The sequence below is a fragment of the Streptomyces sp. NPDC006208 genome, assembly GCF_040613775.1.
Lineage (GTDB): Bacteria > Actinomycetota > Actinomycetes > Streptomycetales > Streptomycetaceae > Streptomyces.
In genome coordinates this window covers 1-3,314 of the sequence record NZ_JBEXSW010000117.1, presented here as the reverse complement: position 1 = coordinate 3,314, position 3,314 = coordinate 1, and the positions used below count along the sequence as shown (strand labels likewise).

The 3,314-nt window shown below is 74.2% G+C and carries 1 protein-coding gene; it reads left to right on the top strand.

Translation table 11 applies throughout. The features are described 5' to 3' along the window. Positions 1 to 39 precede the first annotated feature (39 nt). The coding region (locus tag ABZ208_RS38875) for an SDR family NAD(P)-dependent oxidoreductase (RefSeq protein WP_356914165.1) at positions 40 to 3,314 on the top strand (3,275 nt) is incomplete at its 3' end.

Here is a 3,314-nt window from a genome sequence, read left to right as displayed (position 1 = left end):
GATCAGGTCGGTATCGCGGCGATCAACGGGCCTCAGTCCGTGGTGATTTCCGGTGCGGAGGACGCGGTCACCGCGATCGGCGAGCTCTTCACGCAACAGGGCCGTAAGACGTCCCGGTTGAAGGTCAGCCATGCCTTCCACTCGCCGTTGATGGACCCCATGCTGGAGGACTTCGCGCAGGTCGTCCGCGGGCTGACCTTCGAGAAGCCGCAGCTCTCCGTCGTCTCCAACGTCACGGGCCGGCTCATCGACGCGTACACCGCCGACTACTGGGTCCGCCACGTCCGCGAGGCCGTGCGCTTCGCCGACGGTGTGCAGACCCTCGGCGACCTGGGCGTGACCACCTTCGTCGAGATCGGCCCCGGCGGCGTCCTCAGCGCGCTCACTCAGGGCTGCCTCGACGACGACGTCGTCACCGTGCCCGCCCTGCGCGCCGACCGCCCCGAGCCGTACGCGATCGTCGCCGCGGTTTCCGAACTGCACGCGCACGGCGTCTCCCCGGACTGGCACGCCTTCTTCCCCGGCGCCCGGCGTGTGGAACTGCCCACCTACGCCTTCCAGTACGAGCGCTACTGGCTCGACGCCTCACCGGCTGCGCCCGGCGACGTCCGCGCCGCCGGCTTGGACTGCGCCGACCACCCGCTGCTGGGCGCCGCCGTCTCTCTCGCCGGTGGTGACGAGCGGCTGCTGACCGGCCGGCTGTCCCTGCGCACGCACCCCTGGCTCGCCGACCACACGGTCATGGGCAGCGTGCTGCTGCCGGGCACCGCGTTCGTCGAACTGGCCGTGCGCGCCGCCGACGAAGCCGGCTGCGAACTGCTGGAGGACCTCACCCTCGAAGCGCCCCTGGTGGTGCCCGAGCGGGGCGGCGTCGCGGTGCAGGTGTGGGTCGGCGCGGCTGACGGGTCCGGTCGCAGGCCGCTGACCGTGCACTCGCGCCCCGAGGACGACACCGACCTGCCGTGGGTGCGGCACGCGACTGGCTTCGTCACCGATGAGGCGAGCGCCCCGGCAGCCGGTCAGGCGCTCACGGCGTGGCCGCCGGCGGGCACCGAGCCGGTCGACCTCGACGGCTTCTACGACCGGCTGGCCGGCCTCGGCCTGGACTACGGCCCGGCGTTCCGCGGACTGCGGAGCGCCTGGCGCGCGGGCGACGAGGTCTTCGCCGAGGTCACTCTCCCGGACGGCACGGACACCGGCTCCTTCCTCCTGCACCCGGCGCTGCTGGACGCGGCGCTGCACGCGATCGGCGCGGGCGGTGCGGACGGTTCCCTGGTGGCCGAAGCGGACAGGCCGCTCCTGCCGTTCGCCTGGTCCGGGGTGTCCGTGCGCGCCACGGGCGCGTCCACCGTACGGGTGCGGCTGTCGCCGGCCGGTACGGACACGGTGTCCCTGCTCGTGGCCGACGACGCCGGCGAGCCCGTGGCGTCGGTGGAGTCGCTGACGCTGCGCGCGGTGTCCGCCGAGCAGCTTCGCAAGCGCTCCGGCGACGCGATGTTCGCGATCGAGTGGGTGCCGCTGCCCCTGCCGTCCGACGACGCGGACGGGACGACGGTCGCGTACGTCCCGGACACTGCCGCACTGGCCGGCGTCGACGGGCCGTCGCAGCCGGACGTGGTCGTGGTCCCATGCCCAAACGGCCCGGAAGGGGCCCCCGAGGCCGAGCGGGTCCGCGCGGTCACCGCCGAGGTGCTCCAGCTGCTCCAGCGGTGGTTCGCCGAGGACCGGACGCCGTGCCTCGTGCTGGTGGCGCGCTGCGACGACCTCGCCCACGCCGCTGCGGGCGGACTGGTGCGCTCGGCCCAGGCGGAGAATCCCGGCCGGATCGTGCTGATCGAAACCGACCGCCCGGCCGAGCTGGTGCCCGGCATCGTGCGCTCCGGCGAACCCCACGTCGTCGTCCGTGAAGGGGAGATCCGCGCACCGCGTCTGGCCCGTGCCACCTCCCCGGCGACGGAGGACGCCGCCTCAAGCCCCGCCGAGGACGCTGCCTCCGGCCTTACCGAGGGCAGTGCCTCCGGCCTGGGTACCGTGCTGCTCACCGGCGCCTCGGGCGCGCTGGGCGGAACCCTCGCCCGGCACCTCGTGACCGACCACGGCGTGCGTCGGCTGCTGTTGGTCAGCCGGCGCGGTGCGGACGCCCCGGGCGCCGCGGCCTTGGAGGCCGAACTCACCGCGCTCGGCTCCGAGGCGACGTGGGCCGCCTGCGACATCGCCGACCGCGACGCCCTCGCCCGGCTGCTCGCCGGGACTCCGGTCGATTCCGTCGTGCACACCGCCGGCGTGCTCGACGATGGCGTGATCGCCGCCCTGACCCCGGAGCGCATGGACGCCGTCCTGAAGCCCAAGGTCGACGCCGTGCTCAACCTGCACGAGCTCGCCGGTGAGGGCACGACGTTCGTGCTGTTCTCCTCCGCCGCGGGCGTCTTCGGCAACTCCGGCCAAGGCAACTACGCCGCGGCCAACGCCTTCCTCGACGCCTTCGCCCGGCACCGCCGCGCCCAGGGCCGGCCCACGATCTCACTGGCGTGGGGCCTGTGGGGGCAGGAAGGCGCCATGGCCGACGCCCTCGACGAGGTGGGCAGGTCGCGGATGGCACGCTCGGGCGTACTGCCGCTCGCCACCGAGGACGGCCTGCGGCTGTTTGACGCGGCGCTCACCTCGGACGAGCCCGTGCTGGTACCGGTCCGCCTCGACACCCCTGCCCTGCGGAACCAGGCGGCCGGAACCGTACCAGCACTGCTGCGCGGGCTCGTACGCGTCACCACGCGTGGCACCGCCCAGCGCGCCACCACCGGATCACTGGCCGCCCGGCTCACCGGGCTGACCCGGGACGAGCGCGACGAGGCCGTCCTGGACCTGATCCGGTCCGAGGTCGCCGCCGTGCTCGGGCACTCCTCGCCCCGGGCCGTCCAGCCCGCGCACGCCTTCCAGGATCTGGGCTTCGACTCCCTGACGGCCGTGGAACTGCGCAACCGGCTGTCCACCGCCACCGGTCTGCGCCTGCCCGCCACCCTCGTCTTCGACCACCCCACGCCCGCCGCCCTGGCCCGGCACATTGGCACCGAACTGCTCGGCGACGTCGCGGCGGCCACGTCCACGGCGCGGCAGTCCGCCGTCGCAGCCGACGAGCCGATCGCCATCGTCGGCATGAGCTGCCGCCTCCCGGGCGGGGTGCGCTCGCCGGAGGACCTGTGGCGGCTGGTGGCCTCCGGCCGGGACGCCATCTCGGCATTCCCGTCCAACCGTGGCTGGGACGTCGACTCGCTCTACGACCCCGACCCCGAGCGCCTCGGCAAGACCTACGCGCGCGA